Source organism: Pseudoalteromonas sp. SM9913, assembly GCF_000184065.1.
In the GTDB taxonomy this organism is placed as follows: Bacteria; Pseudomonadota; Gammaproteobacteria; order Enterobacterales; family Alteromonadaceae; genus Pseudoalteromonas; species Pseudoalteromonas tetraodonis.
In genome coordinates this window covers 2,043,790-2,068,822 of sequence record NC_014803.1, presented here as the reverse complement: position 1 = coordinate 2,068,822, position 25,033 = coordinate 2,043,790, and the positions used below count along the sequence as shown (strand labels likewise).

General features: G+C 39.2%; 25 protein-coding genes, 1 tRNA gene and 1 pseudogene. 9 read left to right on the top strand and 18 right to left on the bottom strand.

The window, feature by feature from the left end:
* Positions 1-29 precede the first annotated feature (29 nt).
* The gene (locus tag PSM_RS09415; RefSeq protein ID WP_013465291.1) at positions 30-506 is read left to right on the top strand and encodes a TetR/AcrR family transcriptional regulator; all 477 of its coding nucleotides are present in this window, start codon (positions 30-32) and stop codon (positions 504-506) included.
* Positions 507-787: 281 nt separating this feature from the next.
* Here PSM_RS09415 and PSM_RS09410 read toward each other — a convergent pair.
* From PSM_RS09410 to PSM_RS09355, 12 genes and pseudogenes are all read right to left on the bottom strand, one after another.
* Positions 788-1,036 (bottom strand): annotated as a pseudogene (locus PSM_RS09410) (endonuclease III); the annotation flags it as partial.
* 123 nt (positions 1,037-1,159) lie between these two features.
* A complete protein-coding gene (locus PSM_RS09405) occupies positions 1,160-2,029 on the bottom strand; it encodes a DMT family transporter (protein ID WP_013465289.1) in 870 nt (289 codons plus the stop codon).
* Positions 2,030-2,163: 134 nt separating this feature from the next.
* Positions 2,164-2,871: a helix-turn-helix domain-containing protein gene (locus PSM_RS09400; protein ID WP_016900424.1), complete on the bottom strand. Its 708-nt coding sequence runs from the start codon at positions 2,869-2,871 to the stop codon at positions 2,164-2,166.
* A gap of 236 nt (positions 2,872-3,107) precedes the next feature.
* Complete coding sequence (gene nth / locus PSM_RS09395; RefSeq protein ID WP_013465287.1) at positions 3,108-3,740, bottom strand: endonuclease III; 633 nt, start codon at positions 3,738-3,740, stop codon at positions 3,108-3,110.
* 46 nt (positions 3,741-3,786) lie between these two features.
* Positions 3,787-4,485 (bottom strand): electron transport complex subunit E, encoded by a 699-nt coding sequence (locus PSM_RS09390; protein ID WP_013465286.1) that lies wholly within the window; start codon positions 4,483-4,485, stop codon positions 3,787-3,789.
* Positions 4,482-5,120 (bottom strand): electron transport complex subunit RsxG, encoded by a 639-nt coding sequence (gene rsxG, locus PSM_RS09385; protein WP_013465285.1) that lies wholly within the window; start codon positions 5,118-5,120, stop codon positions 4,482-4,484. Before rsxG ends, PSM_RS09390 begins: the two co-directional genes overlap by 4 nt.
* Complete coding sequence (rsxD, locus tag PSM_RS09380) at positions 5,117-6,175, bottom strand: electron transport complex subunit RsxD (RefSeq protein WP_016900423.1); 1,059 nt, start codon at positions 6,173-6,175, stop codon at positions 5,117-5,119. The genes rsxG and rsxD overlap by 4 nt, the downstream gene beginning before the upstream one ends.
* Positions 6,172-8,211 (bottom strand): electron transport complex subunit RsxC, encoded by a 2,040-nt coding sequence (gene rsxC, locus PSM_RS09375; RefSeq protein WP_013465283.1) that lies wholly within the window; start codon positions 8,209-8,211, stop codon positions 6,172-6,174. Before rsxC ends, rsxD begins: the two co-directional genes overlap by 4 nt.
* An 8-nt stretch (positions 8,212-8,219) precedes the next feature.
* Positions 8,220-8,774, bottom strand: coding sequence for an electron transport complex subunit RsxB (gene rsxB / locus PSM_RS09370; RefSeq protein ID WP_013465282.1), 555 nt, complete (start codon positions 8,772-8,774; stop codon positions 8,220-8,222).
* A 1-nt stretch (position 8,775) separates the two neighbouring features.
* On the bottom strand, positions 8,776-9,357 hold the full coding sequence (rsxA, locus tag PSM_RS09365) for an electron transport complex subunit RsxA (RefSeq protein ID WP_008115244.1): 582 nt from the start codon (positions 9,355-9,357) through the stop codon (positions 8,776-8,778).
* 244 nt (positions 9,358-9,601) lie between these two features.
* Entirely contained in the window at positions 9,602-11,545 is a 1,944-nt protein-coding gene (locus PSM_RS09360; protein WP_013465281.1) for a bifunctional diguanylate cyclase/phosphodiesterase, read from the bottom strand.
* 173 nt (positions 11,546-11,718) lie between these two features.
* A tRNA-Asn gene (locus tag PSM_RS09355) sits at positions 11,719-11,795 on the bottom strand.
* A 1,038-nt stretch (positions 11,796-12,833) separates the two neighbouring features.
* Between PSM_RS09355 and PSM_RS09350 the strand changes: the two genes are divergently transcribed.
* From PSM_RS09350 to PSM_RS09330, 5 genes are all read left to right on the top strand, one after another.
* The gene (locus PSM_RS09350; protein ID WP_013465279.1) at positions 12,834-14,213 is read left to right on the top strand and encodes an MATE family efflux transporter; all 1,380 of its coding nucleotides are present in this window, start codon (positions 12,834-12,836) and stop codon (positions 14,211-14,213) included.
* Positions 14,210-16,204, top strand: coding sequence for an excinuclease ABC subunit UvrB (uvrB, locus tag PSM_RS09345; RefSeq protein WP_013465278.1), 1,995 nt, complete (start codon positions 14,210-14,212; stop codon positions 16,202-16,204). The genes PSM_RS09350 and uvrB overlap by 4 nt, the downstream gene beginning before the upstream one ends.
* The gene (locus tag PSM_RS09340) at positions 16,205-17,134 is read left to right on the top strand and encodes a class I SAM-dependent methyltransferase (RefSeq protein ID WP_013465277.1); all 930 of its coding nucleotides are present in this window, start codon (positions 16,205-16,207) and stop codon (positions 17,132-17,134) included.
* An 8-nt stretch (positions 17,135-17,142) separates the two neighbouring features.
* On the top strand, positions 17,143-17,808 hold the full coding sequence (locus PSM_RS09335; RefSeq protein WP_013465276.1) for a tRNA (adenine(22)-N(1))-methyltransferase TrmK: 666 nt from the start codon (positions 17,143-17,145) through the stop codon (positions 17,806-17,808).
* Positions 17,809-17,902: 94 nt separating this feature from the next.
* Positions 17,903-18,916: a hypothetical protein gene (locus tag PSM_RS09330; protein WP_013465275.1), complete on the top strand. Its 1,014-nt coding sequence runs from the start codon at positions 17,903-17,905 to the stop codon at positions 18,914-18,916.
* Between the two features lie 11 nt (positions 18,917-18,927).
* On the opposite strand, the gene PSM_RS09325 is transcribed toward PSM_RS09330, so the two are convergent.
* The gene (locus tag PSM_RS09325; protein WP_013465274.1) at positions 18,928-19,170 is read right to left on the bottom strand and encodes a hypothetical protein; all 243 of its coding nucleotides are present in this window, start codon (positions 19,168-19,170) and stop codon (positions 18,928-18,930) included.
* A 164-nt stretch (positions 19,171-19,334) separates the two neighbouring features.
* On the opposite strand from PSM_RS09325, the gene PSM_RS09320 reads away from it, so the two are divergent.
* Positions 19,335-19,784, top strand: a complete 450-nt coding sequence (locus PSM_RS09320; RefSeq protein ID WP_013465273.1) for a methyltransferase family protein — start codon at positions 19,335-19,337, stop codon at positions 19,782-19,784.
* A gap of 58 nt (positions 19,785-19,842) precedes the next feature.
* Here PSM_RS09320 and queC read toward each other — a convergent pair whose 3' ends face one another.
* Entirely contained in the window at positions 19,843-20,499 is a 657-nt protein-coding gene (gene queC / locus PSM_RS09315; RefSeq protein WP_013465272.1) for a 7-cyano-7-deazaguanine synthase QueC, read from the bottom strand.
* 145 nt (positions 20,500-20,644) lie between these two features.
* On the opposite strand from queC, the gene queE reads away from it, so the two are divergent.
* The gene (queE, locus tag PSM_RS09310) at positions 20,645-21,310 is read left to right on the top strand and encodes a 7-carboxy-7-deazaguanine synthase QueE (protein ID WP_016900421.1); all 666 of its coding nucleotides are present in this window, start codon (positions 20,645-20,647) and stop codon (positions 21,308-21,310) included.
* 107 nt (positions 21,311-21,417) lie between these two features.
* Here queE and PSM_RS09305 read toward each other — a convergent pair whose 3' ends face one another.
* Genes PSM_RS09305 through PSM_RS09290 form a run of 4 tightly spaced genes read right to left on the bottom strand, consistent with a single transcriptional unit; the run spans position 21,418 to position 23,157 of the window.
* Complete coding sequence (locus PSM_RS09305; protein WP_013465270.1) at positions 21,418-21,690, bottom strand: hypothetical protein; 273 nt, start codon at positions 21,688-21,690, stop codon at positions 21,418-21,420.
* Positions 21,691-21,705: 15 nt separating this feature from the next.
* A complete protein-coding gene (locus PSM_RS09300; protein ID WP_013465269.1) occupies positions 21,706-22,008 on the bottom strand; it encodes a hypothetical protein in 303 nt (100 codons plus the stop codon).
* Positions 22,009-22,029: 21 nt separating this feature from the next.
* Positions 22,030-22,440 (bottom strand): hypothetical protein, encoded by a 411-nt coding sequence (locus tag PSM_RS09295; protein ID WP_236613509.1) that lies wholly within the window; start codon positions 22,438-22,440, stop codon positions 22,030-22,032.
* A 36-nt stretch (positions 22,441-22,476) separates the two neighbouring features.
* Positions 22,477-23,157 (bottom strand): hypothetical protein, encoded by a 681-nt coding sequence (locus PSM_RS09290; RefSeq protein ID WP_013465267.1) that lies wholly within the window; start codon positions 23,155-23,157, stop codon positions 22,477-22,479.
* A 337-nt stretch (positions 23,158-23,494) separates the two neighbouring features.
* On the opposite strand from PSM_RS09290, the gene PSM_RS09285 reads away from it, so the two are divergent.
* A complete protein-coding gene (locus PSM_RS09285; protein WP_016900420.1) occupies positions 23,495-24,973 on the top strand; it encodes a substrate-binding periplasmic protein in 1,479 nt (492 codons plus the stop codon).
* The last annotated feature ends 60 nt before the right edge of the window (positions 24,974-25,033 follow it).

Here is a 25,033-nt window from a genome sequence, read left to right as displayed (position 1 = left end):
TAATAGATGATACAAGGCTGTCTCATAAAATGGATGCAAGAACAAATAATTCGAGAAAAAAAATTATTCAATCGGGGTTAAAACTGTTTATTCAAAACGAGGACTCAACGCTAGTTGACGTGGCTAAAAGGGCTGAAGTTGGTAGAGCAACGGTGTACCGCCAATTTAAGCATAAGGAAGCGCTTCAAGAAGAGATTGCGTTATATTGTTTAGACCGCTTTGATGAAGTAAATATGTCCGTTGAAAATAAAGCTAAAGACTCATTGGATGCTATTAGGCTTGTATTCGAAAATACTTTGCCGTTATACGAGGAATTCGCTTTTTTGCAAAAATTCGAGAAGATGTTTCAGAAAAGTGAAAAGCTTCAAGTTCGTATACAACAGCAAGATAACGAGATACGAGAATTGATAAAACTTGCGAAAGATGAGGGGTTATTAAGTAAGCACTTCTGTGTTGATTGGGGTTTTTATTTTTTGAAGGTTTATTGTACGCAGGTTACAAGATGAGTCATCTAGATAATTACAGTTCAGGTAAGGCAGCACATTTAGCTTTTTTATCGTTCAAGAGTGGGGTTGCTTCATAATCCCCTGCAAGAATATAGATGTAACATTAATTTACTGAAGACAGTTACTAAGCACATCTTGTGGTTAATTTATTTAAAAGATCAGTTTGCTACCTATCTGTTCTTTTTTGGGTGGAAATCGACACAACTTAAGCCAGCGATGTCGCAACATGACACTGGGTAAGCCAAAGCTAAGGTCCGCTTTCGTATCTTAACAGGTGGGAGCTATTCAGTCTTATCTTTAAACTCACATAAATCTTCAATTATACAGCTGCCACACTTTGGCTTACGCGCCACACAGGTATAACGTCCATGTAAAATGAGCCAGTGATGTACATCTACTTTAAACTCTTTAGGCACTACTTTTTCGAGCTTCTTTTCTACTTCAACCACGTTCTTACCCATAGCAAATTTAGTACGGTTTGATACACGGAATATATGCGTATCTACAGCGATGGTGGGCCAGCCAAAAGATAATTAAGGTAGATAGCAAAAGGAAAACCCATGTACTGCTTTTAGCCATATGCTGACATTAAGCCTTAGCAAATTCAGGAGCATATTTAGGGCTATATATCTACATTGTTTTGACGGCTAACCTTAGTTTTTTTGAGGTTTGATTGTTTGCATCAATAGGCATAGTGATACTAAAGCTACGCCTGCCCAACCTATTACTTTAAATTTTTCCCCAATAATGACTATAGCTAAAACAGTTGCAACTAATGGTTCAATTAAGGTGATTAATGTCGCTTTACTTGCATCTATATAATTCAAGCCAAAACCAAATAATAAATATCCTAAAAACATTGGAATTATTGCCATATATAAAGATACGAAAGCATTAGATGAACTTGAAAATAAGTTATCACCCGTAAACCATAATGAAGGAAGTAACAGTAGTGCAGCACAACCGAATAGCCCAGACATGGACGATGTTGAGTGAACGCCACTTTCAATTAAACACCTTGCCGCCCATGAATAACCTGCATAAGTTAAACCAGCAATACAACCTAAAATAATCCCCAAACCCTGTTGATTGATACTGTAAGCATTATTATTACTCTGGTCTTTACCTAAAGTTAACAGAGCAATACCTATAGCACCAATGACAAAGCTCAACATCCATTGCAATGAAATGTCCTTTTTGCTAATAAGACGTTCAAGGATTCCAGCAAAAAAAGGTGCAGTGGCTATAGATACTACAGTACCAATGGCAACACCTGATAAGCGCATTGAGGTATAGAATGCTAATGGGTAAATAGCGACAGAAGTGACACCTAAGAGAAATATTTTAGGCTGTTCGAGCATCAGCTTATAATCTATAAGTAGCTTTTTTCGAGCTGTGATTACAAGTAACACTCCTCCTATCCCCATAGAGAATGCACCAATAGCCAAAGAGCTTACATCTGGGGAGTAGCTTGCAGCAGTACCAGTTGTCCCCCACAAGAAACTAGCAACAATAATCGCCATTACACCTTTAAAACTTCCGTGATGATTTTCCACAATGAGACTTATTTATAATAACTTCAATATAGAAATAGTATGCTAATTATGTAGGGTGTTTTTAACAATTAAGACGCAATAGTTAACAATTCCGACTAAGTTTACTTTTTGAATTTTGTTGGTGATAGACCAAAGTATTGTGAAAACTTTCGGCTAAAGGCCGAGGGTTCTTTATAACCTACTTTTTCACCAATAATTGGTAACGGATAATCTGTATGCGTAAGTAATGCTTGGGCTTTTTCCATTCGAAGTTTTGTTACGTACTTCATCACGGTCATACCTGTTTGTATTTTAAATAGTTTCTTAAACTGTGTTTCACTCAGGAAAGCAGATTCAGCTAAACATTTAATTTGAAGCTGCTCTGCAATATTTTGCTCTATGAAGGATATTGCTGTACCAATGCGACTATCTACCTTTGGTAATAAAGTTTGCTCTGCCAGCAGTAAGCTGAACATTTCGAACATCGCCTGTTCTAATTGAGCATTAACTTTGTTTTCTAGTTGGTTTTCGATAAAAGTTAAGTAACTTCTAAGAGATGAGTTAATTGCAAAAACAATACATTGTGAAGATGAAATATTTAGCGGAAGATTTTTCATATCTACGACTACAAACCTAGCTTCAGTGTTTGCAGTGAACAGGTGCTCTTCGTTGGCTTTAACTACAACACATTCACTTGGTGCAACTTTTCCATTGAAATCACCAACACATATATTTATGACACCACGTAAAGGTAGAACCAACTGATTAAATTGATGTGAGTGACGAACTGGCTTTGTGCTATAGGAGCGGATGGATAATAGATTTTTCATAATAATAGAAAACGTATTGCCTTATTTCATCATGATTAGGGTTATATATCTTAGAGTAATGAATTCTAAAGTGAAGTCTTAGTTTCTACTGGTGTTTTTAATTAAAGTTTATATGATCAATGTGGCGGCTTAGTTGACTGTCAAGATGATGATAGCTCTACGTTTAATGGATACTAAAAATATCTCTGAAAACTATTGATGCTAATGTCCGTTATCGTATCAAAGCAGTCTAAACATTACTCAGTCTTATCTTTAAACTCACACAAGTCTTCAATTATACAACTGCCGCATTTTGGTTTGCGGGCTGTACAAACATAACGTCCATGTAAAATGAGCCAGTGATGTACGTCTACTTTAAATTCTTTGGGGATCACTTTTTCAAGCTTTTGTTCAACGGCTACCACGTCTTTACCCATGGCAAGCTTAGTACGGTTTGATACACGGAATATATGCGTATCAACTGCAATTGTCGGCCAGCCAAAAGCGGTGTTCAGTACCACATTGGCTGTTTTACGGCCAACGCCAGGCAGGGCTTCGAGCGCTTCACGATTCTCAGGCACTTCACCGTTATGCTGATCAACCAGTATTTGGCACATTTTGTAAACATTAGCGGCTTTGGAATTAAACAAACCGATGGTTTTAATGTAATCACGCAGTGTGTCGTGGCCAATATCTAAAATAGCTTGCGGTGTATTAGCAACCGGAAAGAGTTTACGGGTGGCTTTATTTACCCCTACATCGGTGGCTTGTGCTGAGAGTGTTACGGCAACTAGCAACTCAAACGGGCTTGAATATTCAAGCTCCGTTTCAGGATGTGGGTTGTCATCGCGCAAGCGAGTAAGTATTTGGTAACGTTTTTCTTTATTCATCTCACTTAAAACGCATTAGCTTTTATTAAGTTAATGTGTTTTCCCCTTAGGTTAAGCTAGTAACACGTGCACGTGGGCCTTTTTCAGCTTCTGGCGGCGTTACTTGTTTTGATTTTATTTGTGCATCAATGACGTTTTTTGCGGCGATCAGCAGCCCAAGCCCTAAGAATGCGCCTGGTGGTAAAATGGCCAGTAAAAACTGGCTATCAAAGCTAAATACTTCGATGCGTAAAGCTGAAGCCCAAGGACCGAGTAATAAATCGGCGCCATCGAATAAGGTGCCTTGGCCAATCAGCTCTCGCATAGCGCCAAGTACAATCAGCACCAACATAAATCCTAAGCCCATCATCAAGCCATCAAAGGCAGATAAATACACTGGATTTTTAGAGGCAAATGCTTCAGCACGACCAATAATGGCGCAGTTAGTCACAATCAACGGAATGAAAATCCCCAGAGATTGATAAAGGCCAAAAGTGTAGGCGTTCATTAACAGCTGCACAATCGTCACAAAACCGGCAATGATCATTACAAAAACCGGTATTCTGATATCTTTAGGCACCCAGTTGCGCACAAATGATACGGTAATATTAGAGCCCACTAACACTAACAAGGTTGCTAAGCCTAAACCTAGCGCATTAGTGATTGTGGAGGTAACAGCAAGTAAAGGGCATAAACCTAATAACTGTACTAAGGCGGGGTTATTTCCCCATAAGCCTTCTTTGTAAAGGGTTTTTAATTCACTCATGGTGTTACCTCAGGGCAAGCATTCGCTGCTGCAAAAAGATCATCAAAGTTATTTTGTGCATACACTACGGCGTTTTTAACTGAGCCAACTACAGCGCGAGGCGTAATGGTTGCGCCAGTAAACTGATCAAACTGACCGCCATCTTTTTTAACGGCCCAACGCGCGTCACTTTCGCTTTGTACTGTTTTTGAATTAAATGAGGTGATCCAGTCTGATTTTTTAATTTCGACTTTATCGCCCAAACCTGGGGTTTCTTCATGCTTAGTAACCCTTACACCAGCAACGCTGCCATCGCGATATACCGCGCTAAGCAAGTTTATATCGCCACTGTAGCCGCTAGGAGTGACATGACGAATGACTAATGCAACGGGCTCGTCATCTTTACGTGCACGGTAAATTACTTGGTTGTCGTATGGCCCAAGTAAAGGGTCTGATATAATCACACAATCTTGAGAAAGTTCATTAGTGTACTTGCTGTGCGGTAATACTTCTTGTAACTGATTAGTTAATTGCAGTTGCTCTTGCTCTGCAATCTTATCGGCCGTTAACGAGTTTATGGTGGCCACTAACCCTGTTGTAAGGAGTGCGAAGCCGCATAATATTGCGCCATTTTTTACCATTGAAGAAATAATCATTTTACTGCTCCATGGCCATAGGTTCTTGGTTGTGTGTAGTAATCAATAAGCGGAACTGCAATATTGATCAGTAATACGGCAAATGCAACGGCATCCGGAAAGCCACCAAATGTACGAATTAAATACACAATTAAACCAATCGCGGCACCATAAATAAGGCGGCCTCGATTAGTGGTCGCAGCTGATACAGGATCGGTTGCAATAAAAAAGGCTCCGAGCATAGTCGCACCACTAAATAAGTGAAATACCAGACCCGGCTCAGTGCCTGGCGAGGCAATATAACCAATCGCAGCGCATAGGCTTAAACTGGCAATAAAACTCATTGGTATATGCCAGTTAATCACTTTTGTTTTTAATAAATAAAGGCCACCGAGTAAGAAGGCTAAATTAACCCAACCCCAACCTAGGCCAACCCATTCATTAAATACCGGTTTTTGCATACTTTCAGTGACGGTAAGGCTATGAGCAATATCTGTTTTTAACGTATCAAGAGGGGTGGCCATCGTGCTGCCATCAATACCCACTCTGAGCTGATCTAAGCTGTATCCTAACGTTGTAAAGTCACTAAATATTAGACTAAGCTGCTGGCTAAAAGTAATGCCCTTATTGAGTAACTCTGTAACGGGTAACCAGGCCGTCATTTGCACAGGGAACGACACTAATAAAAGTACATAAGCTGCCATTGCAGGGTTAAATAAATTAAAGCCTAAACCACCATAAAGTTGCTTAACAATAACAATGGCAAACAAACACCCTATAACAATAACCCACCACGGCGCTAAAGGCGGAACACTAATCGCTAATAGCACGCCGGTTAGCCATGCGCTGCCATCGCTTAATGAAGGCCAAATAGGGCGCTTACGCATTAGCATAATGGCTGCTTCAAATGCGCTTACACACACTAACGCTAATAATAATTGAATAAGGACACCGGTGCCAAAAAATACAACTTGTGCAATAACACCAGGAATACAGGCCGCAATCACAGTTAGCATTAACCGTGTCACAGACTTGTGACTATGATTGTGGGGTGAACTGGCCATGGTTAGTTTCATGACTGATCGTTTCCTTCTTTTTGTTGCTTTTTAGCTTTAGCACGGGCAATGGCGGCGGCTACGGCGGCTTTTTTCTTCGCTTGAGCTGTTTGCTGTGAATTTTCTGAAGATTCATCGTTGCCTTGTGGCTCAGCGTTTTCATTCTGTTGTGCTAATGCATTAGCTTGTGCTGCTTTCTTAGCTTTAGCACGGGCAATAGCAGCAGCTACCGCAGCTTTTTTATCATCGGCAGCGACTGGCGATTCACTTACTGTGTCATCACTTTGCGCTTGCTTCATTGGCTTGTGCTGCTTTTTGGCTTTAGCACGGGCAATAGCGGCAGCAACGGCTGATTTTTTATCATCTACAGGCTCGTCATCACCATTGTTTTGTGCTTTTTGCTCTTTATAAAGGCGAGCTTGCTCTTTACGTGCTGCGCGCTCTTTTGCAACTTCACTGTTATCTGGCTCGAGTTCGCCACCTTGCTTTTTCGCTTTAGCACGCGCAATTGCCGCTGCTACAGCTGATTTATTGTCACCATCGCTGGTTTTATCTTTAACGCGGGCAAGGGCATCGGCTACTTTTTGCTGCTCTTCGGTCGATTTAGGGGCAGGTTTACGTTTATGGCGATTTTTTCGCTCAGCTTGTTCTTGCTCTAAACGCGCTTTACGTGCATCAAAGCGCTCTTTAGCGCGATCTGATTTTATCTTCTCGGCAATTTGCTCTTTAATTTCAACTTTTGCAACGCGGTAATACTGAACAAGTGGTATTTCACTAGGGCATACATAGGCACAGGCACCACATTCAATACAGTCAAATAAGTTATGCTCTTGGAGTTTGTCGTATTCTTTTGATTTAGCAAACCATTGTAATTGTTGTGGCAATAACGAGGCAGGGCAGGCATCGGCACAGGCACTGCAGCGAATACAGGCTTTTTCTGGGCCAGGCTCTGCTAATTCTTTATGATCTGGGGCAAGTATGCAGTTTGTTGTTTTAACAACGCCAATACGAACTGTGGGTAAGGTAAAGCCCATCATAGGGCCGCCCATGACCACGCGTTGTTGTGGCACCGGTGAAAAACCTTGGCAATCAAGTAAGTGCTTAATTTCAGTACCTAATAACGCCCATACATTGCCTGGATTATGTATAGTATTGCCGGTAACGGTAACGACACGTTCAATTAACGGTTTACCTTCGTATACAGCTTGCTGAATCGCAAATAAAGTGCCGGTGTTATGTACTAAAATGCCGATATCAGCAGGGATACCGCCGTTTGGTACTTCACGGTTAGTGAGCAGTTTTATTAGCTGTTTTTCACCGCCAGAAGGGTAAACAGTAGGCACGGTTTGTATTAAGATATGCTCGTTATGCTTCGCCGCTTCTGTCATGGCTGTGATAGCCTCGGGCTTATTGTCTTCAATGCCAATAATACACAGCGTCGGATTGAGTAACTGCTGCATTAGCTCAATACCTTTGACTATTTCAGCGGCGTGCTCACGCATTAAGGTATCGTCAGCCGTGATGTAAGGTTCACACTCAACCGCATTAACAATCAAAAATTCAATAGGTTGTTTAATATCAGCTTTTACATAGGTTGGGAAGCCTGCGCCGCCCATGCCAGAGATCCCCGCATTATGAATAACATCAACCAGTTCATCGTGTGATGCAGTGGCTGGGTTTGCTAAAGGCGATAATTCACACCAGGTTTCGTTGCCATCGGGTTCAATAATAATGCTCAATTCAGGTAATGCCGAAGGATGCGCTGATGGCATAGGCGTAATATCAATAATAGTACCTGATGTAGGTGCATGTATTGGCACCGACCAATTAGCTGATGGCTTTGTTAACGCTTGGCCTTTTAACACGTGCTGGTTTTTTTCAACTATTAATTTACCACTAGCGCCAATGTGCTGCTTTAAAGGCAGAACAAGTTTTTCAGGCAAAGGGAGTCTGGCTATAGGCGCACTATTAGATAATGATTTCTGCTGAGGAGGATGTACGCCGCCAGGAAATGCCCAAACGGTGCCTTTTTTTATTTGTTCAAGTAACTTTTCCACTCAAACCTCTAATCTATTTGGGTAACAGGAATAGCGTCTAATTGCCATTTCCAGGTTTGTTTTGTTGGTGCAACAGGTAGCATGTCAATACAATCGACCGGACAAGGTTCAACGCACAAATCGCAGCCAGTGCATTCGTCAATTAGAACGGTATGCATTTGACGTGTTGCACCCACAATGGCATCAACAGGGCAGGCTTGAATACATTTAGTACAGCCAATACATTCATCTTCGCGGATATACGCCACTGTTTTAACCGGATCTGCTTGTTCGCCGCCAGCGAGGGGTTTAGCCTCAACCCCCATTAAATCAGCTAGCTTTTTAACGGTCGCTTCACCACCTGGAGGGCATTTATTTATTTCATCGCCATTGGCAATGGCTTCTGCATAAGGACGACAGCCCGGGTAACCACATTGGCCGCATTGTGTTTGCGGTAAAATAGTGTCGATTTGTTCTACAACAGGATTACCTTCAACTCGAAAGCGTACTGCTGCAAACCCTAAAATTAATCCGAAAATTAACGCCAGCAAACCCAGCGCTATTAAAGCGTACAACAAGGTCATATTAAAACTTCACTAATCCAGTAAAACCCATGAAGGCCATTGACATTAAACCTGCCGTTATCATTGCGATTGAGGCACCTTTAAATGGGGTTGGTACGTCTGCTGCGGCTAAACGTTCGCGCAATGCAGCAAATAAAACCAATACTAATGAAAAACCCACCGCAGCACCAAAGCCATAAACGGCCGATTGTAAAAACGTGTGATCTTCTTTGATATTTAATAAAGCAACACCCAAGACCGCACAGTTAGTGGTTATTAAAGGTAAAAATATTCCCAGTAACCGGTAAAGCGTTGGACTGGTTTTTCTGACAACCATTTCAGTAAATTGTACAACAACAGCTATCACTAAAATAAAGCTCATTGTTTTCAGATAGGTAATATCCAATGGTAATAAAATATACTCATTTACTAAATAGCTTGTCACAGAGGCAAGCGTTAGCACAAAGGTAGTTGCCAAAGACATACCTATGGCTGTGTCAAGTTTCCCAGACACACCCATAAACGGGCAAAGGCCTAAAAATTGTACTAATACAAAGTTGTTGACTAACACTGTTCCAATTAATAACAAGACGTATTCTGTCATGTGTGCCTCACGCTAATAAAATCCCGTGTATTATCCTTTTTTCTACTGTGATTAACAACACGTTGAGTGATTATCAGTTAAATAAACAACGTTAAATAATGGGCTAATTGTAAAGGGTTAAAATCAAGGAACATTGCAATTAAAAAACTGTCAGCATTTTAACGGCTGAAAATTCATAAAAGCACACTTTAGAACGTAAAAAAGAGCATACATGCTCTTTTTTACGTTAATTGGAGTAGAGGCGTTAGATGTCTTTGGGCTTTTCAATGTAGTAACCTTGAACACCATCTAGGCATAACGTTTCTACAATGTGTTTTTCTTCTTGGCTTTCAACGCCCTCAGCAAAAACACTGACACCAATTCGGTGAGCAAGGTCGACCATTAAACGCATAAAGTACTGATTATTTTTATCATCCTCTAAGCCTCGGGTATAACTTGCATCCATTTTAATAAAGTCTGGTTTTAAATCTCTGAAAAACTTAAATGATGTGAGTCCTACACCAAAGCGTTCAACAGTAATTCTGGCTCCAACGCGATGCACCATATCAATAAAACGTTTGCTTGCTTTAATGTTTTGTTGCAGACCAAATTCACTCACCTCAAAAATTAACTTAGAAGCAATATGGGTATCTTTAAGCAAACGACGCTCTAACCAAATCATAAATTGGTCACTGTGCGCACTTGAAGGGGTAATATTTAAGCCAAAGTATTTTTCAGATAAATTACTCGATTTTATTCTTTCTAATGACGATTCTATAATTAACTTATCAATTTCTATTGCCATATCGAGCTTTTCAGCCATTGCTAAAAATGAAGCGGTAGGCAAAGCTTGATTTTCTTCTGTTTTGAAGCGGGCTTGAATTTCAGCATAGGCTTTAATGCTTTTACCTAATGGCATAATATTTTGGATCACTAAGTGGACGCTTTTAGACTCGATCACTTCGTTAATCACTTTACGCCAGTTTTGGTTACCAAACCCTGCGCTCACATTATTAACAAGATCAGTATCGCGCTGCACATGCCACGCATTAGCTTGCTTAGATTGCGCCATACTCATTGCGTTATCAACGATAGAGAGCAACTCACCTAAAGGTTTGGCTTTTTCGTATCCCACAATACCTGTGTTTGCAACCGAGCTAAGCTCTTGGTTTTGCATATATTGAGTAAAGCGAGATTGTAAGTTTTCACCAAATTTTTCAGCTTCTTTTAACGGGGTATTCGGCAATATAATTATAAAGTCAGAGCTGTTTACTCTAAAAACTTGACTGCCGGAATAGGTACCACTGATATTTACTATGATATCTGCAACCGACTTAATGTACTCATCACCTTTTTGATAGCCTCGACTTTGATTAATTGACTGTAACTCACTACAGCGGACAAGTGCTAAAGAGCCAAATGTACTTATTTCGGTGTTTTCTATATTTTTTTCGTAGTAATCAACAAACATATTGCGATTACCTAATTCAGTAACACCGTCTTTGTAGGCTTCACGTTTAATATCGTGGGCTGCATTTTTTATATTGTCGTTTTTACTTTTTAAAAAGTGCGATAAACGATTAAAGCTAGGAATTAAACTTTTCCCTAACTTAGCTAACTCAGGTGAATCAATTTTAGTTGCAAAATCATCACCTAGTTGGTTTTGATTGATATATACATCAATAACATCAGCAACGTCCGTACATATATTGTCATTAATGTGCTTAACAATGGTTTTCATCAATATAATAGGTATTAGGGCGAGTAGGGTGCTAACAATTAAAATAACAAAAAACGCGGTTTGAAACTGCTCACCCAAGTGAGTAATGTTTAATTTAAATTCAATTTTTATATCGGCGTTATTATTTGTGGCGTACTGAGGACGTACTGAGTTGCTACTAGATTGAATAAGCTCAGCAATAAAAGGTAATTGCACTGCATTGTTAACCGAAAATACTTCAACGCCTTGATAGTCACGTAAAACAAAATTTGAAAAGGTTTCACTAGTTGCAAGCGTATTTTTAAGATTTTCTGCTGATATATCTGTCGCAGAGAGATTTTTAATGTATTGCTCAACGGTCGCTTGTGCATTTTTTTGAGCGTTGCCGATGGCATTATCAAAATTTTGGCTAATAAAATAACTACCAGCGGAAACAAGTACCAGCCAAGCTAACAGTTGTATAAGAATAAGTTTTTTGAAAGCTGCCATTATTTAATCTTTTTATGTCAAATGGGGGAGGACACAACCTCATGATTATTAAACTAATTATAGCTCGATATCAATAGTTATCAAATGGTTAGTTTTTTAAGCAAAAAAGTTTTTATTTTAAAAGAAGAATGGTAGAGCAAATTGGAGGGTATGTCTATGTGATTGTAGTAAATTGGCTCCCCCTCCCCGACTCGAACGGGGGACCTGCGGATTAACAGTCCGTCGCTCTAACCAACTGAGCTAAGGGGGAAGCGTCTTGCCTTTCAACGGGGCGAAATATTAATGACCGCATAGCAAAGTGTCAACATATAAAAGATCATAAATTCAAAAAAGAGGTCTATTCGTTGTTTTTATGTGCAATCTGCGCGTTTTGTAACACTATTTAAGTAAAGCGCAGTGATATTGTTTTATAAAAACAGGGTAATATTTGCATGAAGTTTGTAATTTGAGCTAATAAAGTGATGAGTAAAATTTAAGAAAACGGCTTTTAATAGCAAAAACGCGTTCTATTTCCTGTATTTTTATAAAGCGATAATTAACTTATTTAAAATAAATGGCTCCTTTTTATTTTTGGTACGTTAAAACGGTTGAACTAAATGCGTATTAGTTACGTAAACTAAAATAGCGCTAAAACATAATATAAATTTTGACTGCAGCAGCAATGCTTTGTACAAAAATAAAACAATCAATGAGTTAGCTACCTGTTTGAGTGTGTTACTCACTGATATTAGTCTAAGAAAAAATCACCTTCATACACATAACAGGGGCATACAATGCTGTTTGCATATTGGTAACGGAAAAAACCAAATGATCAGACAATTTAGCACTCGGTTGTAGCCCTTTATAAACGTGGGGTTGATTGAGTTATCCACGGTTTCTGTGGATAACTCTGTTTATGAAACTTTAAGAACATCAGCACCCCCAGCATTGTAGGGCGCTACAACGATTTCAAGTATTTAAAAGCTTTTTTTTTATACATTTAAAAACAATAGCTTACGATTCAGCTAAGTTACTCACTTAATCGATAAATAAAATTTTTCGTGACGATAAAACACAGTCTCTGACTGTGTGATAAATCAACAAAACCTAAAAAATAAATGTTGCAAAAGTTACATAAATGTATTTTATTTGGTTTTTAGTGTGTTAGCGCAAAATTTGTTTACAAAGGCATAAAAATAACAGTTTGTAGATTAAACGTTTAATTAATTGTTTAGATTTAATAAAGCATGGCTTGAACAGCTCGGATGCTTTAAAATATGCCGTTCAGTAAAAGAGGCTTATTTATTTTATGCGCGCACATTCTCAATCACATACTCGCCCTGATTTACTCACCGCCCCAATCTTGCCTACATTAAAGAAAATGACCATTCCGATGATCTTTGGGATGATCACCCTAATGATGTTCAACATAGTTGATACTTTTTTCATTAGCTTATTGGGTACTGAGCCGCTTGCTGCAGTGAGCTTTACATTTCCCGTCACTTTTACCGTTATTAGTTTAGCGATTGGTTTAGGCATAGGTACCTCAGCGGTAATAGCAAAAGCATTAGGCAGTAACAATATTGAAGAAGCGCGTTTTGATGCCAGTATATCGTTGTTGATTGCGGTGGTATTAGTGTTGGTTTTATCTGCGTGTGGCTATTTATTAATTGATCCTATTTTTACTTTACTCGGAGCTGGGGAGCAAGTATTACCGCTCATTCATGAATATATCAGTATTTGGTTTTTAGGCAGTGTATTTTTAATTACCCCGATGATTGGTAATTCTGTACTGCGTGCCAGTGGCGATACTAAAACACCGAGTATTATTATGGGTGGAGCGGGGCTTATCAATGCGGTACTCGATCCTGTACTTATTTTTGGTTTTGGCCCCATTCCTGCGTTTGGCATTAAAGGAGCCGCCATCGCCAGTGTTATAGCATGGGCAGTTGCTGTGGCAATTATTTTATACTTATTAATTGCTAAAAAGCGCTTATTGAGTTTAAAAGCAGGGTCGCAAACGGTTATTGGAGCTATTCGTAAAATATTAAAAATAGGCTTACCCGCAGCAGGTGCTAACATGCTAACACCGGTTGCTATGGCAGTAATGACAGCATTGGTTGCACATCATGGTCCAGAGGCTGTGGCTGCTTTTGGAGTAGGGAGTCGAATAGAATCAATAGCGAGTTTGGTGGTATTAGCATTATCGATGACTTTGCCACCTTTTATTAGTCAAAACTTTGGAGCCAGTCATTTTTCTCGCGTAAAGGATGCCTACCTAGGAACCTTAAAATTTGTGATGTTATGGCAGTTTGTTATTTATATTTTATTAATTATGTTCTCAGGCGTCATCAGTGAAATATTTGGTAAGGAGCAAGCCGTTGTTGATGTCATAAAACTGTTTATTTATACCATCCCATTAAGTTATGGCTTGCAAGGAGTGATCATTTTATCCAACTCCTCGTTTAACGCTTTACACAAACCCATGAACGCCTTAGTTTTGAGCGTAATTCGGTTATTTATTTTTTATGTTCCCTTTGCGTATATCGGGAATGAACTGGCAGGTTTAATCGGCTTGTTTATTGGCGCGGCCATTGGTAATTTATTCACAGCCCTTGTAGCCTATAAGTGGTTTATGAAAGAAATTGAAGCGTTAAGCAGTCAAGCATTACAGGAGTGTAGTCATTGAGCGATCATTTTCAGTTAGAATCAAAATTTAAACCCGCTGGGGATCAGCCTACCGCTATCGCTCAGTTGTGCGAAGGTTTAGAAGCAGGGCTTGCTCATCAAACCTTATTGGGCGCAACAGGGACGGGAAAAACCTTCACGATGGCTAACATCATTAGTGATTTAAATCGCCCCACTATTATTATGGCGCACAATAAAACCTTAGCGGCGCAATTATACGGCGAGATGAAAGAATTTTTCCCGCATAATGCAGTTGAGTACTTTGTATCTTACTACGATTACTACCAACCAGAAGCCTACGTGGTAGCCAGCGACACCTTTATTGAAAAAGATGCATCCATCAATGAACACATTGAGCAAATGCGGCTCAGCGCCACTAAAGCGCTGTTAGAGCGTCGCGATACCATAATCGTTGCGTCGGTATCGGCGATTTATGGTCTGGGCGATCCTGATTCATACATGAAAATGATGCTGCTTTTAAAAGTGGGCGAAAAAGTCGACCAGCGCGATATGCTGCGCCGCCTTGCAGAGCTGCAATACACCCGTAACGATATTGATTTTAGTCGTGGTACATATCGTGTTCGCGGCGAAGTGGTGGATATATTTCCCGCTGAATCAGATACCTATGCAGTACGTGTAGAAATGTTTGATGATGAAGTTGAACGCCTAAGTATTTTTGACCCCCTCACTGGTGCTGTTGAAAAACATATAGTGCGTGCAACTATTTACCCTAAAACTCACTATGTAACGCCACGAGAAAAAATACTCGAAGCCATCGAAAAAATAAAAGTTGAGCTTAAAGAGCGCAGGGCACAATTACTCAGCGCTAATAAATTAGTTGAAGAGCAACGTATTGCGCAGCGTACCCAATACGACATAGAAATGATGACCGAGCTTGGTTATTGCTCAGGCATTGAAAACTACAGTCGTTACTTATCGGGGCGTACACCTGGTGATCCACCGCCAACATTACTCGATTATTTACCCGACGATGCATTAATGATTATTGATGAATCGCACGTAACTGTCTCGCAAATTGGCGCTATGTATAAAGGCGATAGAAGTCGTAAAGAAAACCTCGTTGAATACGGTTTTAGAATGCCCTCGGCCATGGATAACCGTCCACTGCGTTTTGAAGAATTTGAAGCCATTGCACCGCAAACTATTTATGTGTCGGCCACACCGGGTGATTTTGAATTAGAGCGCAGCAATGGCGAGGTTGCTGAACAAGTTATTCGTCCAACCGGCTTACTTGACCCATTAATAGAAGTGCGCCCGGTTGGCGATCAGGTTGATGACTTACTCTCAGAAATTTATAAAAGTGTTGAAAAAGGCGAGCGCGTGTTAGTAACAACACTGACCAAACGCATGGCTGAGGATTTAACTGATTATTTAAGCGAACATAATGTAAAAGTACGCTATTTACACTCTGACATAGACACCGTAGAGCGGGTCGAAATTATTCGTGATTTACGTGCCGGTGTGTTTGATGTGTTAGTAGGCATTAACTTACTACGTGAAGGTTTAGATATGCCAGAAGTGGCATTAGTAGCTATTTTAGATGCCGATAAAGAAGGCTTTTTACGCTCAGCTCGCTCGCTTATTCAAACCATAGGCCGTGCTGCGCGCCACCTTGATGGTCGTGCTATTTTATACGGTGATAGAATCACTAAGTCGATGGCCAAAGCCATTGATGAAACCCAGCGACGCCGCGATATACAGCATGCTTATAATGTTAAGCACGGTATTGAGCCTAAAGCACTGATCAAAAAGATACTCGATGTAATGGATGTAGGTGAAGATGCTTCACCACAAGATAACTTACAGCTTATTCGTAAAGAGTCTAAAAAAATTCTTAGTGCGAAAGAAATTGCCACGCAAATTAAGCAGCTTGAAACCAAAATGCATGCCTACGCCAGTGATTTAGAATTTGAAAAAGCCGCCTCTGTACGCGATGAAATACATGAACTACAACAACAGTTGATTAATTAAATGACAATCGATTTTACTCCTCTTATTAATGCATTAGCAGACACGCCTTTTGCAGATAACGAATTATGCCGCGTATTTCATGGTCGCGGCCACAGCGTAGAAGCGCTAAGCCATATTAACTTAGACTTTTATCCACCGAGTTTGTTTTTGGTGTCATACAGTGAAATTGATGAGGTAACACTCACTACGCTCACCGATACATTATGGCAGTGGGCACAACAACATCATCCAGAGCTAATTACTGCATTGGTGTATCAGCAGCGAGCGGGGCTACAAAGCCATAACACCCTTGTTCACGGGCAATTGCCCGCGCGCCATAGCGTAGCCGAAAATGGTGTGCGTTTTTTGGTTGATTTAATGAGTAAGCAAAACACCGGTATTTTTCCAGATATGCGAAAAGGCCGTGAGTTTGTCATGCAAAATAGTAAACACGCCAAAGTACTTAACCTGTTTTCTTATACTTGTGGTTTTTCGGTAGCGGCTATGCACGGCGGTGCCGATCATGTGATGAACATGGATATGAGCAAAGGCGTGTTAAAAGTCGGTAAGCAAAACCATCAATTAAACAATGTTGATAGGGGCGTCAGTTTTTTACCGCATGATATTTTAAAGTCGTTTGGTAAGCTAAAAAAAGCCGCACCGTTTGATTTAATTATTGTTGATCCACCTAGCTTTCAAAAAGGCAGTTTTATATTAACAAAAGACTACCAAAAAGTGCTGCGCAGACTTCCTGAGCTTTTAAACGATACTACACAGCTGTTGTTATGCGCTAATAGCCCAGAGCTTTCAGAAAACGACTTTAAAGCACTTATTCAAGAACATACTCAAGGTGCTATTGAGTTTGTTAAACGCCTAGAACCGACTGATCGCTTTATTGAAATTGATAGCGATAAAAGCTTAAAAGCATTGGTGTACAAAACAAAAACATAGTGAGTTAAATGAAACTGAGTAAACGTTTAAACGCCATCAATTCATTAATTACAGAGCCTTACGATATTGTTTGGGATTGTTGCTGCGATCATGGCTTTTTAGGGATGGCGTTACTTGAGCGCGGTATAGCAAAACATATAAATTTTGTGGATATTATTCCAACGTTAATGGAAGCGCTCGAACAGTCGCTGCAACAATTTGAGCAAGGTAAATCTTTACCTTCATGGCAAGTGCGCTGCGAAGATGTTGCGCAAATTAAATTGCCAACAGCTGCAAAGCAAGTGGTGGTTATTGCTGGTGTGGGGGGCGATTTATGTTTAAAGCTTATTGAACAAATTATTGCCAACAACCCGCAAAGCTTGCACCAACTCAGTTTTATTATTTGCCCCATCCAGCATCTTTACAAAGTGCGCGAAGGTTTAAAAGCCTGTAATTTAAAGCTCGAAAACGAGCAAATTATTGTTGAAAAAAAACGTTTTTACGAAGTATTATACGTTAGTGTAAATGCTAGCCAAACACTCACTCAAACCGGTGCTCAAATGTGGGATAAACACAATCCACAACATCATCAATATCAGCAGCAATTGCTTAACCATTATACTCGAATGCTCAATAAAGATAGACTTTACTATCAAAAAGTTATAACAGAGTATCAACGAGTATTTGAATGCTAAATACTCCTGTCAGTGTGATCGGTTTTTGTGATTAACTACGTAAAGTGCTTCATAGTTAATATCTTGCCATCAGGCGGATTTATTTGGTTTATATATGTCAGATAAAAATATAAAAATTGAGCCATTATTAGGCGATGGGCAAAAGTGGCAACACAGTTACGAGCAACCGATTTCGTATGCGCCGTTAGTACAACTGGCCAATAATAATTGGATTGTTCCCCAGCATTTTTTACGTTACAAACATACGCTAGCCAGCGTTAATGAAGTGCTTAACGACATTAGCTTTTCTACTCACTTTAGTGTGTTAGCTGCAGAAAAAAACAGTGATATTTATCTGCAAGTGGCGGTACTTAGTCCAGATAATTACCGTGCTGAGAACAAAGCAAAAAAGTTACTGTTTGGTCGTCGCTGGCCAGTAGAGCAAAATTTGCCAACCTCAGAGCTTATTCAAACAGCATTTTTAGCATTGAAAGTGGCACGCGAGCATGAAGTAAGAGAGCTTTTTCAGCTGCAGCATCAAGGCGCAACCAGCACGCCGTTTAATAATCATCATGATTTACCTGTTATGGCGCAAAACCCTGAGCTTGTTAAAAGCACATCGTTTAAAAATATTCCATTGAACGACCTGATAGAGCGCCTGGTGTTTGCGGATAATAAAATTGCGCTAATTAACTGCCAAGCCATAATCACCGGCGAGCAGGTGTATACGGTTAAACTTCATTGCGATAGTTGTCAGCTAAGCGAATTTAATAATAAAACCTTGTCATTTTTAGCACCTGATGCAACAACCAACAGCTTTTTACATAGCTTTATTGCCGCACTTGTTGCTGTAAGTAACGAGTATGTGAGTGAGCATTTTAAATACCAAGGCTTTGCGCGCTTTAGTAAAGATGTACACGCAGAGCAGGTCGGGGAGCTAAGCATTGCCATGCGTTCACCAAGTTCAGTTAGTTTATGTTCTATGGGTAAGCAAGAGGCGAATCAGTTAAACTTTGAAATAGACAGCGGCAGGGCACCCCAAGGGTGTGGACAAGCCATTGGCGGGTTTTTAGCTGCCCATGGTATAGAGCAGCCAGAAAATGCACATTTATACCCTAATTATTTATAACTAAGGGACAGCTATAGTTTGTTTATTTCTTGTTTTACGCTATAGCTTGAGTCGGTAACAATGGCTTCAAGTGTTTGTACTCGCTGTTTGAGTTCAGTCACTTGCGCGGTTACTTCTGCTAGTTGCTTATGAGCATCTTGATTGTTGTCTTGAACTTTATGTTTAAATTCAAGGTGCTTTTTATACATATCGTAAATAACCCCCGAACCTACAGAAATAAGTACAATGAGAACTATCATTGTTGTGCCAGACATAATTACTTCCTTTAATTTTATTTTAAGTTTAAATTATAACCATAATTAAGCGCCGATAAAGGCAATAAATTGTAACTTTATTTGTATTTATAAAGTCATTGTTATTATTTGCGCCGCCACCATATAGTAACCATGTAGTTTTTTAATCGATACAAGGAATAGGTATGTTAAATAATAAAATTCCACCGGTTGTCGTTGTGGTATTTTTCGCTGCTGTTATGGCACTGATTGCGCATTACACAGTAATAGACTTTACCGCCTTCATAACTTACCTAGCATTAGGATTAGTCGCCATAGGTTGTTTCTTTTGTATTGCTGGGGTCGTCAGTTTTCGTTTAGCCAAAACCACGGTACTACCAAATAAACCTGAGCAAGCAACAAGCTTAGTTACCTCAGGGGTATATAAACTCTCACGTAACCCTATGTATTTAGGCTTTGCTTTTATACTGGCGGGGTGGGGCGTGTGGCTAAGCTCTATTTGGGCTTTTTTAGGTATTGTGGGCTACGTTGGTTATTTAACGCTGTTTCAAATCATTCCCGAAGAGCGGGCGTTACATCAGTTATTTGGTGAGCAATTTGAGGATTACAAATCGCGGGTAAAACGCTGGCTTTAATGTTTTTTCATACTATAAGGCTACCCTTGGTAGCCTTATAGTATGCTTATTTTAAACTTTACTCGTATTCAAGCGGGTCGGTTACGTTGTTCAGCTCAAAGGCTTCTAAACGTTCTTGGCAAGCGCCACATTTGCCACAGGCCTTATCACGACCGTTATAACAGGTCCATGTTTGGCTGTAGTCTAATCCCATTTTAATACCATCGGTTAAAATATCGATTTTAGTATTATTTAAATACGGGCTAAAAATTTCTACCGCATCGTAATTAGCAATACGACACACATCATCCATCTTTTTAACAAACTCAGGGCGGCAATCTGGGTAAATAGCATGATCGCCCGAATGCGCACCGTAATATACTTTGCTTGCTTTAAGCGACACCGCATAACCTACCGCTAAAGAAAGTAAAATCATGTTGCGATTAGGCACAATGGTGCTTTTCATGCTTTCTTCTTCGTAATGGCCTTCTGGCACATCAATATCGTCTGTTAACGACGAACCACCAATAAGCTGATTAATTGCCGATATATCAACAATTTTGTGCGGGACATTTAGCTTTTCACATACGCTGGCGGCGACTTTAAGTTCTTTAACATGACGCTGACCATAATCAAACGAGAGGGCATAAACATCATGGCCTTGCTGCAGGGCTTTATTTAATACAGTAAATGAGTCCATACCGCCGGAATAAATAACAACTACTTTTTGCGTCATACGTGGTTTGCTCTTTAGTTTTGATAGAGGTTTATATCAGGGCGCGATATACTACACGGCCAAGGCATAAATGACAATTTTTGCACCGTGCTTTGTGATTTCTAATAGTAACAATTTTGCCGTCAGGTTGTAAGTGAGATTTCTTTTGTACAAAATTAATGAAGTGTTTGAAACCATTCAAGGTGAAGCGAGTTTTACTGGTACGCCGTCTATTTTTTTACGCCTGCAAGGTTGCCCTGTGGGATGTTCATGGTGCGACACAAAGCAAACCTGGGATGTTGATAACGTATATAAAGTATCACTTGATGACACGGTAGAAAAAAAAGCCGACTCAGATCATTGGGCCGAGGCCAGTGCAGCGCAGGTACTGGAGTTATTTAAATCCCGTGGCTATACCGCCAAGCATGTTGTTATAACCGGTGGCGAACCTTGCATGTATGATTTGAACCCAGTATGTAATTTACTGCATGATCATGGCTTTAGCACACAAATAGAAACCAGTGGCACCTTCGAAATACTCGCCCCTGCACAAACGTGGGTCACGGTATCGCCAAAAATTAATATGCGCGGTGGTTACAAAGTATTGAGCAGTGCTATGCAACGCGCCGATGAAATTAAACACCCGGTTGCTATGCAAAAACACGTAGAAGAACTGGAAGAGCTATTTACCGCCACCGGCGTAAACCCAAAACTGGTATATTTGCAGCCAATCAGCCAAAAAACCTCAGCCACTAAATTAGCCATTGATACTTGTATCGCTAAAAACTGGCGCTTATCAATTCAAGTACATAAGTATTTGGGGATTAGTTAAAGAGCAGCTGTAAGCTGCTCTGCGTTAAGTTATATTACGTAGATACAAGGTTGGGTTATAAACCCAACCTAACTAAACAAATTTCAACTCATAAAGTTAAGCTGGCTTTAAATATAATTTTCATCAATAAACTGACACCACAGCTGTGTATTTAATTCTGGTACATTTGGCTTATCTCTAATACCGAGTTTAAACATGATCGCAGAGCGCCATTCTAAAGAGCCAATGTCTGGCCCATGTCCATAACCGTCACCGGTATTAATTTGCTGTTCAACATAGTTAAACCATGCCTCAGAGCACGGCGAATATTGTTCATCTTTTTGCGCAACACTACTGCATCCAGCAATAAGGAGTAATAAAGGGGCCATTAATAGTTTCATATTTTACCTATGTGTTTATTTTGCTAATCGCTGCTGTGTTAAGTTTAAACGCTTATGTGAGCTGTATACTTGCAACCTTTCATCGTCCGTAATTAAAAATGCATCCATTTCTACAGATATTAAAGCAGATATGGGGAAAATCTCTAAAATACCAAGGTCAGCAAGTTTAGCTGAAAGAAGTGCCGTTTTGCCATTAGCAATAAAAGTAGAATGTTGATCACGAAAATCGCCATCAACATATAGTTTTACACCACCAAACCATGAGTTAACAATTTTAATTTTATGACCCTTGACCGTGAATTCGAACTCTTTTCTCATTTTCAAACTCCATTATGGTTGTTATGTTTTTTCTTTAAACTCAACAGGTACTTCAATTTCAATGCCGCAACCTTTTCCATAGCTAAAAATAAATGCATACTTTTCGCCATTAAGAGGTTTAGCAATAAACCAAGCTTTTGTCTTTCCTTCTTCTTTGACCACAGTTGTTGGTATGGCAAATAGTGGGTCATCTTGCTCACCTACTGCAACCCAAACAAAATTAAACATCTCTTCTTTAATTTTCTCTGGTAAATATACTGTAACGGAAAATGAACTATTATTTTGCTGTACACTTACATTAAATAAATGATTGTATTTTAAGTTCCATGCTGCAACTTGATCATCAGTTTGAATGCATGATGCAGCAGAAGAGCCAAATCTAAACAGATATAATAAAAATAAACATCGCATTATCGATTTACCTAAAACCAATAGTTATTTCTCCTGATTAGTTGCTTGTTAGGTGCATTATGCTTCTATTTCAGCTTCTGACTTAATAAGCTCCGAGATCTTAGATAAATCGAATTCATCGTGAGGAATAATTTCAATTTTATCAGTAAACTTTGATGACATGGATTTAAGATTTTTGGCTAGGAAATGATCCCACTCATATAAGAGTTCGAGGATGTCTGCCTTTACAAAATGATCTTCACCCTTTGTATTTGACGAATAGCCTTCAACAGAACCATTTAATAGTGCATGTCGGTCGAGAATATAAGAACGTCTATCAGAGCTATATCCTGTGTTTACGGTGTGTGAAGCGTAATACGTCCTAAATAGAAAGATTGGTAACTGGTCCGCCTCACTCTTTGAAAATGGTATTTTTAATTTAGAAGATAGTGCTATTAAAGCTTGTAGCTGAAGATAACAGGCATTGAATATTCCGTACATGCGTAAGTATGCTTCACCAAATTTTTCGTTTCTCGATTCATGTATATTGATTCCATGATTGTAGAAGTCATCCTTAGCTAGTTGAGTATCTTCGAGCAGATACAAAGAATCTATTACAAATCCATAGTCACGGATATTGTCTAATTCGAGTATTGAAATAATTTGAGAATTAAAATCATCAGAGATGTTTATTGAGCATAAGCTTAAAACTTCTAGCATTATTTTAATGCGTAAATCAATTAAATTAATATTGCTCATTCGCTTAATATTTACTCCTTGCACCTTACTATTTTCTAGTCCGCGCGTCGCGCAGGTTTCTACTATGTCACGCTCATTTATTTAATTTATATAGTTTTAACAAATTACCTAAGATATTACTATCACAAACTTTTCCATGACTTTTAAGCAAAGCTGTTACTAAATGCGTTGTTATTGATCAGCGCTTTTGTTTTTATTTTGTTGAACCTTGAACCTTGAACCTTGAACCTTGAACCTTGAACCTTGAACCTTGAACCTTGAACCTTGAACCTTGAGCTAAAACCTAAGTTTGCAAAGTACACAGGGGGTGCATATATTAAACTAAGTGATTGGGAGAATGCGCTTGGCTAAATACCTACTACTGTTGTTTGTTTTTTCTTATGTTTTTATAAACTCGGCTTTTGCTACTGTAAAAGTGGGCGTGACTCACTGGGTTGATTACACTAATCCGGATGAAACAGGCGTTTATATTGAATTATTAAAAGAAGTTTATGCGGATGAACAGCTCGAGTTCGATTTTAGTACTTACAAACGAATCACCAATTTATTTGAACAAAAACAATATGATATTGTTGTTGGTGTTGCTAAAGAGGATATTCCTTTAGCTTATTATCCTAATTGGTATTTAGACTACGATTACCCAATTAATGCGTATTTTGTAGATTCTGCTCATAAGTTTAATAAACTGTCTGATTTAAACAACAAAGTATTAAGCTGGCTTGATGGCTACAATTTCGATAAGTTTATTGAATACCCACACGATTATTACCCGGCTTCTACTATTGAAAACGCAGTGGCACTGCTACTCAATAAACGCATAGATGCTTTCGTTGATTTTGACTACAACATTCCCAAAGAGTACAAATCAAAGCTTAATTATGTAGAGGTTGTGCCAGCAAGGCCTATTTATTTAGCCTTTTCGAATAATGAAAAAGGGAAAGCCTTGGCGCGAAGATTTGACCAAACAATGCCAAAATTAAAATCATCGGGAAGGTTGCAGGCATTATATAAATCAGATTATGAAAATACGCGTTTTGCAGAGTTTGACGCAAATAAAACAAAAATTGTATTGAGTAGTAACGATGAGTCTTTGCTACGACTGAACTCAGTTACCGAAGGAAAATCACTCGACGCGCAGCTTTATAAGTTAATTTTGGCTGAAATGCGAGATTACAGAATTGAGTTTGTAAAAGCGCCAGATACCAATGTTGAGGTGCAATTTGGCATTAGTCATTGTTTCGCCAATAAAATTAACACGCCAGAACGAGCAAGCCGCTATTTAATATCAAAGCCGTTTTCTTTGTATCTCGCACCGCGACTTTATTCTCCAAATAACTTGGCTCAATTTAAACATATAAAAAATTTAGACGAGTTGGTGTCACAAAGTGGATTAAGGTTGGGGTTATCAAAATTCAGAATATTCTCCAAAGACATTATGTCTCTACTTGAAGAGGTAGATAAAACTAAAATAAAACCAGCTCCCACTAATATATTCTCTAGATTACAACAATTAGCGAAGTTGCAAGAGTTTGATGCGTCTATTGAATACCCCAGCGATGTAGCCACGTATTGGCACGATATAACAGATGCTGATATTCACTCCTTTGATTTGAAATTAAAAACATCGTTTACTGTTGGGCATTTAATGTGTGAGCGCAGTGAAGAAAATATAAAATTTATGCAGAACTTTAATAATACACTCTCAAAATTAATTCAAAGCGATGAATATAAAGCGCTTATATACCACTTTGCGGCTGACTTACCTGCTGAACAGTTTAATAAAATTTATCAGCAAGCACTGTTAGATGAAGAGTGAGAACGCAAGCACAACGTGGTTTTTTAACCGCTAGGGTAGGCATATTTATCATTGAAATAA

Bases quoted from the DNA above. Each gene is read 5' to 3' on its own strand.
- rsxA (WP_008115244.1), bottom strand. From the start codon at position 9,357: ATGACAGAATACGTCTTGTTATTAATTGGAACAGTGTTAGTCAACAAC.
- PSM_RS09405 (WP_013465289.1), bottom strand. From the start codon at position 2,029: ATGGCGATTATTGTTGCTAGTTTCTTGTGGGGGACAACTGGTACTGCT.
- queC (WP_013465272.1), bottom strand. From the start codon at position 20,499: ATGACGCAAAAAGTAGTTGTTATTTATTCCGGCGGTATGGACTCATTT.
- rsxG (WP_013465285.1), bottom strand. From the start codon at position 5,120: ATGATTATTTCTTCAATGGTAAAAAATGGCGCAATATTATGCGGCTTC.
- PSM_RS09290 (WP_013465267.1), bottom strand. From the start codon at position 23,157: ATGAGCAATATTAATTTAATTGATTTACGCATTAAAATAATGCTAGAA.
- PSM_RS09300 (WP_013465269.1), bottom strand. From the start codon at position 22,008: ATGAGAAAAGAGTTCGAATTCACGGTCAAGGGTCATAAAATTAAAATT.
- PSM_RS09305 (WP_013465270.1), bottom strand. From the start codon at position 21,690: ATGAAACTATTAATGGCCCCTTTATTACTCCTTATTGCTGGATGCAGT.
- PSM_RS09340 (WP_013465277.1), top strand. From the start codon at position 16,205: ATGACAATCGATTTTACTCCTCTTATTAATGCATTAGCAGACACGCCT.
- rsxB (WP_013465282.1), bottom strand. From the start codon at position 8,774: ATGACCTTGTTGTACGCTTTAATAGCGCTGGGTTTGCTGGCGTTAATT.
- PSM_RS09415 (WP_013465291.1), top strand. From the start codon at position 30: ATGGATGCAAGAACAAATAATTCGAGAAAAAAAATTATTCAATCGGGG.
- PSM_RS09400 (WP_016900424.1), bottom strand. From the start codon at position 2,871: ATGAAAAATCTATTATCCATCCGCTCCTATAGCACAAAGCCAGTTCGT.
- rsxD (WP_016900423.1), bottom strand. From the start codon at position 6,175: ATGAAACTAACCATGGCCAGTTCACCCCACAATCATAGTCACAAGTCT.
- PSM_RS09330 (WP_013465275.1), top strand. From the start codon at position 17,903: ATGTCAGATAAAAATATAAAAATTGAGCCATTATTAGGCGATGGGCAA.
- PSM_RS09350 (WP_013465279.1), top strand. From the start codon at position 12,834: ATGCGCGCACATTCTCAATCACATACTCGCCCTGATTTACTCACCGCC.
- PSM_RS09320 (WP_013465273.1), top strand. From the start codon at position 19,335: ATGTTAAATAATAAAATTCCACCGGTTGTCGTTGTGGTATTTTTCGCT.
- PSM_RS09285 (WP_016900420.1), top strand. From the start codon at position 23,495: ATGCGCTTGGCTAAATACCTACTACTGTTGTTTGTTTTTTCTTATGTT.
- PSM_RS09360 (WP_013465281.1), bottom strand. From the start codon at position 11,545: ATGGCAGCTTTCAAAAAACTTATTCTTATACAACTGTTAGCTTGGCTG.
- nth (WP_013465287.1), bottom strand. From the start codon at position 3,740: ATGAATAAAGAAAAACGTTACCAAATACTTACTCGCTTGCGCGATGAC.
- PSM_RS09335 (WP_013465276.1), top strand. From the start codon at position 17,143: ATGAAACTGAGTAAACGTTTAAACGCCATCAATTCATTAATTACAGAG.
- PSM_RS09390 (WP_013465286.1), bottom strand. From the start codon at position 4,485: ATGAGTGAATTAAAAACCCTTTACAAAGAAGGCTTATGGGGAAATAAC.
- PSM_RS09325 (WP_013465274.1), bottom strand. From the start codon at position 19,170: ATGTCTGGCACAACAATGATAGTTCTCATTGTACTTATTTCTGTAGGT.